Genomic DNA, 7,412 nt, shown 5'->3' on the forward strand with positions numbered 1-7,412 from the left:
CCACCTATATTGGAAGGATCAGAGGCATTTATTACACTACTTTCATCCCCTGTATCGCTTTTGATATAAACTGTTGTAGAGCCTGAGACATCCCCATGGATCAAAAGTCTATCGGTTTTTTGGTCATTTATTGCAGCACCATCACTCCAAGCAATGTTGAAGTAAATCTTTGCATCACCCGTTGCATTGTAGACTTCTTGCGTGTCTGGTTTACCAGAACCTATATGCAATGTTTGGTAATGATCTTCTGTTGGTCCATTAAAGATAATGGAGCTGTTATCGAGATTAAGCGTGGAAATATCAGAACGAGATCTTTGAGCGATATCAAGGAGATTGCCATCATCATCTTTTTCATTTTTGCTGATTTTCAACGTCCATTTTGTATTGTTTTTCAGATCAAAGTGCACATTTCTGTCTTTAGCAATATTTGCTCTGCCCTCTAGAATAGACTGATCTGCGCTTAAGGTGAAGGTGCCGTTGGAGATCGCTTTTGAACCTACCTGGTCCCAAAACTCTTTGTATCTCCAATCAATGCCGTTTCCTAGTAAAACATCGGCATGGATTTCTGAATTTTTGAGATTTGCTGTACCGATTGCCAGATCTGCATTATTTTCAATATCGTTGTCAGTGAAAGCTCCAATAAGAATTCCAGCACCATTTTCAACATGAAGTTTTGTATTGACCAAATTGATTTCACTGCTTTTACGTTTTTGGGGATTATCAGGATCTGTGTAAGAGAGAGACATGATCTGCAAACCACCGATTTGTGCCGTTGCAGAAACATTTGTCACATCAATATGCCCGCCGTTTTCTGTATACAATGCAGCTTTTTTCCCAAACACAGTTCCGTCTGTCATTGTGATTTGGGATTGTGGACCGCTTGCATGGAGTCCACTGCCATCAGATGCATTAATTTGAGCATTGTCTTTTATGATAATGGTGCTATCACTTTGAGCATATGCCCCTGAGTCTTTTACATTAAACTCTCCCCCTGATACGTTTATTTGAGAATTAAAAGCAGAGGCTATGCCTATATTTTCTTGAGTAACTGTTACATTTTTCAAAGTAAGGTTGCTGTCATGAGTGGCTACTACCCCGAAAAGTTGTTGGTCATCGTCTTTACCACTTGATATTTTCACATTTTCTAGCTTGTTCTCAGCGCTTTTACTGTTATTAAAAGAAGCGCCTATTATAGAAGCCGTAATAGAACCTCCAGTCATCTTGATTGTAGCTTCTTCGTATGCCATAAGCCCTGTTGAAACATCCTTAATCGTTGTATTATGTAATTCAATTATGTTTCCAGAGCCATCAGCGAGTGCACCATCTCCGATGCCATCTGTCGATGTTATAGTAACACCAGTGACATTAATATGTCCGCCGTTTTCAGCAAACAATGTGCCTATACCCCAACCGCTTACTGTCCCTCCAGTCATTGTGATCTTGGATTGTGCACCATCAGCATGGAGTCCATAACCACTGGATGTTATAATCTCAGTCTTGTTGTCGATAATAACCGTGCTGCCATTTGAAGCATATATTCCATCGAGTTCTCCATCAAATGATCCTCCAGAGACTGTTATTGTCGAGTGATCATCTGCAACTATGGCACTGGTTGCTTGAGTGACAGTTACATTTTTTAAAGTGACTGTACTGTTTTTGTCTGCTTCTATTCCATATTGTAGTAGCTCATTGTCTTTAGAACTTGATATTGTCACATTTTCCAGTTTGTTTTTATCGCTCTCACTGCTCACAAAGCCAGCACCATTATAGGAGGCTTTAATGGTTCCTCCAGTCATGCTGATTGTGCCATTGTCATGTGCATAGAGTCCGCTGTCTTCGGATGATATAATTTGCGCATTATCGGTTAAAATGACGCTGCCGCCTTTTAGAGCACCTATTGTTACATGTTTCGCATCAAATGATCCGCCAGAGACTGTTACTGTAGAAGAATTGTCTGCTATTATGGCGCTATTTGCTTGCATTACTGTTACGTTTTTTAAAGCGACGGCACTGTCGTTGTCTGCGTCTACTCCATTGATTAGTAGCTCACCGTCTTTAGTACTTGATATTGTCACATTTTCCAGCTTGTTTTTGTCGCTCTTAGTGTTAGAGAAAACAGCACCAGCCATAGAAGCCTTAATGGTTCCTCCAGTCATCTTGACTGCACCACTTTTTTGCACTTGAAGCCCGATTATACTATCACTAATGGTCGTTTTTCCAAGCAATTCAATCACACTGTCCGCGCCTTCAGAAAATGCACCGAACCCAGATATAATATCAGAACCTTGAGCTTGTGCATCTGGTATTGCTTTTATTTTTAGAGCAACATCTGTGACTGTAATATGACCACCCGTTTTTGCAGCCAATGCTGCTTCTCTCCCAGTTACGGATCCTCCTATCATCGTGATTGTAGATTGTGTTTCTCCTACGAGTCCAACGTTACCAGATGATGCAATCTGAGCATTATCGGTTAAAGTAATGGTGCTGCCGTTTTCAGCATGTACCGTTACCTTTTTTGCATCAAATGATCCTCCCGAGACTGTTATTGTGGAAGAATTATCTGCTGATATACCACTGTCTGCTTGAACAAATTCTATATTTTTTAAAGCAACTTTACTGTCTTCGTCTGCTTTTACTCCAAAGAGTAGCGGTTCCTCTTCTTTAGCATTTGATATTGTCACATTTTCCAGTTTGTTTTTGTCGCTCTTACTGTTAAAGAAAACAGCACCAACTTTGGAAGCTGTAATGGTTCCCCCAGCCATGCTTATTGCGCCACCATCTTGTGCTTCAAGCCCGATTATACCATCACTAATGGTCGTTTTTCCAAGCAATTCAATTACACTGTTATCGCCATTTGCGAATGCACCGAATCCATATATAATACCAGCGCCCTCAGTGAGCGCATCTACTCCTACTGTTTTTAGAGCAACATCTGTGACCTTAATATGTCCGCCGTCTGCAGCAGCCAATGCTGTTTTTTTCCCAGTTACGGTTCCATCTGTCATTACGATTGTGGAGTTTGATGTTGCTGCGAGTCCATTGGAATCAGATGATGTAATCTGTTTAACATCAGTTAAAACAATGTTGCTGCCACTGATGGCTTGTATTGTGTCTCCTTTTGCCTCAAATGATCCGCCAGAAATTTTTATTGTGGAATCATGATCCGCAATTATGGCGTGCTGTGCTTGAGTCACTTTTACATCTTTTAAAGTGACAGTACTTTTATCTGCGTCTATTCCACTGATTAATAGTGCACCGTCTTTACCACTTGATATCGTTATATTTTCCAGTTTGTTTTTGTCGCTATTACTGCTTTCGAAGAGAGCACCAACCTTGGAAGCTGTGATGGTCCCACCAGTCATGTTGATTGCGCCACCATCTTGTGCTGTAAGCCCAATTTTCGCATCGCTAATAGCAGTGTTTTCCAACTCAATCACACTGTTAGAGCCTTTAGAAAATGCACCGAAACCATCGGTATAACCAGAGCCCTCAGCTGGTTCATCTGTTCCAGCTCCCTTTGTTTTTAAAATAACATCAGTGACCTTAACATGTCCACCGTCTTCTGCAATCAATGCCGCGATTTTTCCTGTCACAGTTCCCTTAGTCATTGTGATGGTGGATTGTGTTTTTGCTGCGAGCCCAGCGTCATCAGATGATGTAATTTGCGCATTGTTTGTTAAAGTAACAGTGCTACCATTTTTAGCAGATATTGCTGCATCTTTTGCGTCAAATGATCCTCCAGAAATTGTTATTGTTGAATGATCATATGCAACTGTGGCATTTATTGCTTGCGTTACTTTTACATTTTCTAAAGTGACTGTACCGTTTTTGTCTAACATTACTCCAAAATTCAGTGGCGCTTTGTTTTCACCACTCGATATCGTCACATCTTTTAGCATACTTTCTTTGTTATTATTATTCCAGAAGAGAGCACCAATATCGGAAACTGTAATGGATCCCCCAGTCATTTGAAATTTAGCATCGTCTTTTGCTTCAACGCCTAAGGAAATAACAGAATCAGTCCCTTTAATGGTTGTGCTACCCTGTAATGTAATCGCACTGTTAACGCCTTCAGCAGTTACAGCATAAACATTCTTGTTTTCACTTGAGTTTGTATTTTTGTTCCCGATCACTGTTACATTCGTTCCAATGATTTGACCACCGGTTTTTGCATGAATAATCTCAAAGGTTTGGTTGGATGGTTTTTCTTCTCCCGTGGATACTTCGAGGGTTGCAGCATGTGCAGTGAACTGGATGTTGAATAGGATGATAGCGGCTGCAGCCGTGCATGATAAAAGGGATGTTTTATACACTAGCATTCTCCTTATGAGAGCCCCAAAAATTCATTTCCCCGCGAACTTCATAAGAAGAAGTGAAAATGGATAGTTGTTATTAATTTCAGTAATAGTCTTTATAAGTATTTTATTTTCTACTGCTTGTCAAAGCTAAAAAATAATTGGTATTAAATTTTTTACATATTTATATTTAATACATAACGTGTTTATAATCATAAAGTGATTACTTTATATTACATAATTAAATTTATTATAAAACTATTTTGTAAAAATGTTAATTTTATTATGTTTTGATATATTTTATATTATTGTTCATATGAATTTTATAAATTAATAATAATATTTTCTGTAATATTTCTTACAGTTTGTGGTCTTTCCAGAGTTAGTTATGACAGTAATACCCAAACACTGTTTTTAGCATTTTGATTATTCCTACTTTATCTTTCATAAGATTCTAATGTGTTTGATTTTGCTATCTAACGGAGACGGCTTCTCGAGCATACAGCATACGTTCGTTTCTCCTGTTTGGGATATTTTAATAGTATACGAACACTTGCTAGGTTTCTGATAAATGCCTAGTTTTTGATAAGCTGTTGATGTATCGATAGCATTTGACAGAGCCCAAGCTCATAAATCTCAATAAATTAAAGTGCTTGAAGTTGAAGGTTTGAAACCAACAGTGCTTTTATATCATCAAAGTGCACCTTCATTGAAGGATTATTGCTTTCGTTATTTTGAATTTTTGACACACTCTTGACAAGAAAATCTAAAAAATTGCTTCTGAGGATTTTTTTATAATATAATAAAATATGTAACGTTTTTATGGTGCTAGGTTTATGAGATATAAAGTTAAATTGGTAATCACCGTGATTGCTTTTACTATCTCTGGTTGTTTTAACCTTGATTCTGAAAAGTTAAGAAGGGACGAGAGGCTTTATCATGATGCATTCATGGGCTGGTCTATAAAAGAAAGGTCTCTTGTAAAAAATTATACTGCTATCATCATGGCTGATCCGCAACCGTGGCGTTTAAACTCTGGTGATGCCAATGGAATATCAAACAGAGAGCCGTGGTTAAAGATAAATGAGCAGGTTGCTGGTGTGATAAAAGCGCACAAGGCCGCGTTCCATATTGTCAATGGTGATCTGACGGAGTTTGGACAACAAAAAAACTATGATGATTATAAAAATGTTTATAAAACTCTTGGAGTGCCTGTCTATGAGGGGCTAGGGAATCATGATTATGCCAATAATGTTGGTAATTGTACAAATCCTCAAGAATTCAGTTTTTACAAAGATGCCTGTGCTATAAGTGCAGTTTCAAGAATGGTATCGGAAATCAAAAAATACCGTAATCAATTATTGCATTTTAATGCAGATGTTACTGAAAGTTTGGTTCCCATTTCGGATGGAAATATTCGCTCGATAAGGGGGAGTTTGAGTTATTCTTGGGATTATGGAGATGTTCACTATGTGCAGCTTCACAATTATCCAAGCTATACGGTTCGTTTGATGGGACAGTCTATGCAGGCGCAAATCAATAAATCTTTAGATTGGCTTAGGAACGATTTAACTGCTGCTGATGCAAGAGGTAAAGTGACAATCATTAATTTTCATGATGCGCGTGCTGCTTCCATTGATGGTGAATCCTTTTTTATTCGTAAAAAGAATGCTAAAGATTTGTCGGTCTTTAAGTCAATTATTACCTCTCATAATGTTAAAGCAATCTTCGTGGGTCATACGCATTATCAGTCTTATTGCCGTGCGAAAAATGATAAGGTTTTTGGAAATATCCCTATCTATACAGCTGGTGCGCTTTTTAATGGAGATTATTACCTCATAGATGTGAAGGGAAAGACCATTCACGTTAAAGCCTATAATGGAGAAATAGGAAAACCGCTTTTAATTAAAGATCTTGGTGTTATAGGGAAAGACACCCAATTTTCCGCGAGTTGCAGTCAGTTATAATAGGATTTTTTTCTTTGTTTTAAGGATAAGGAAAAAACGTATTATATGTGCGGATTTGAAAAGCAATGAGAGTGTCTAAGTGTCACTTAAAAATAGAATGAAAAATCAGATATCTTTTTCATCTTTTTTTCAAAAATGCTAAAATATCAGGTTAAGCGCTATAAGTGCAATGGTTTAATGTGAACTGAGCTTTAATACAAAGCGGAATAATGGTTTGTTATTTTATTTTTTCTTTTTAGGCTTTCATCTTGGAAGAGAAAGAGGAGTGTGTCGAGGAAGTATCCAGAATTACCAAGAAAACTTTTTGTTTTGATTCATTTTCTACTTATAATCTTCAAACAATTGATGTTTTGTGATGCTGTATAATTTCTCTTGATTAACCGTATGAACTTTTATTTGTATTACAATTTTATCTTCTTCTTTTATACGTAAGTAAATAGATACAATAATACGATACAAATATTTGAGTCTGTTTATAGCGGTTATGGTCTCATGTAATTATCCTTAGATGACTCTCACATGTCTTGGCAGTTTTATCTTTGCTTTGAGAGAAGTGTAAAAAGGGGATTTTAAGAAATTTCAGTTTAGAAAGAGCTCTTTTGCCCGCGAAAAGCTCTCGGAGAGTGCCAAGGCTGGTATGGAACAAGCGGGCGAAGATCTGGCTAATTCGATTGTCGATGGCTTTATGTCGTCTATCTCACAATTGATGGATTATTGTAAATCTTTGCCTAGCCGCATTAAGGGGTGGATTGGTTCCATTGATGTAAGAGAGTTTTTGCCAAGTTTTTTGGGGGGGAAAACAGCCATTCAGCCCATCGTGCAATTTGCGGGGGCTTCTCCTATAAATTCATCTGCGAGAGAGCAAAGAGACAAAGACCGTTCCCCCATCACACACAATCAAAATGTCATAGTGCATGTTAATGGGGCGCGTGAACCCATGGCCACTGGTCGTGCGGTTGCCCACGCCATTCAACGGGCACGTGCCAATGCTCTGCATGGCGGGACAGAATGAGGGGAGGGAGCTTATGAGAGATCCTTTGATGATGTTAGGACCGCATCAATTTTATGTGGACTGGCTGAATTTCCAATCTTTTGAAGAAGAGTTTTCTGCCTCATGGGTTTGTATGGAGCGTTTTGGCAAGGCACCCAG

The 7,412-nt window shown here is 38.4% G+C and carries 3 protein-coding genes and 1 pseudogene; 3 read left to right on the forward strand and 1 reads right to left on the reverse strand.

What is annotated here, in order from left to right; translation table 11 throughout:
• On the reverse strand, window positions 1-4,313 hold a 4,313-nt coding region (locus ACFIKE_RS07395), incomplete at its 3' end, for a beta strand repeat-containing protein (protein ID WP_375648965.1).
• A gap of 818 nt (window positions 4,314-5,131) precedes the next feature.
• On the opposite strand from ACFIKE_RS07395, the gene ACFIKE_RS07400 reads away from it, so the two are divergent.
• The 3 genes and pseudogenes from ACFIKE_RS07400 to ACFIKE_RS07410 form a co-directional block, all read left to right on the forward strand.
• Window positions 5,132-6,262 (forward strand): metallophosphoesterase, encoded by a 1,131-nt coding sequence (locus tag ACFIKE_RS07400; protein WP_375648968.1) that lies wholly within the window; start codon window positions 5,132-5,134, stop codon window positions 6,260-6,262.
• Window positions 6,263-6,899: 637 nt separating this feature from the next.
• Entirely contained in the window at window positions 6,900-7,274 is a 375-nt protein-coding gene (locus tag ACFIKE_RS07405) for a hypothetical protein (RefSeq protein WP_375648970.1), read from the forward strand.
• A gap of 13 nt (window positions 7,275-7,287) precedes the next feature.
• Window positions 7,288-7,412, forward strand: a pseudogene (locus tag ACFIKE_RS07410) (phage tail protein); the annotation flags it as partial.

Origin of the sequence: Bartonella sp. MU70NMGDW, from assembly GCF_042194085.1 — a bacterium.
Classification (GTDB): domain Bacteria; phylum Pseudomonadota; class Alphaproteobacteria; order Rhizobiales; family Rhizobiaceae; genus Bartonella; species Bartonella grahamii.

Bases quoted from the DNA above. Each gene is read 5' to 3' on its own strand.
- ACFIKE_RS07400 (WP_375648968.1), top strand. From the start codon at position 5,132: ATGAGATATAAAGTTAAATTGGTAATCACCGTGATTGCTTTTACTATC.
- ACFIKE_RS07405 (WP_375648970.1), top strand. From the start codon at position 6,900: ATGGAACAAGCGGGCGAAGATCTGGCTAATTCGATTGTCGATGGCTTT.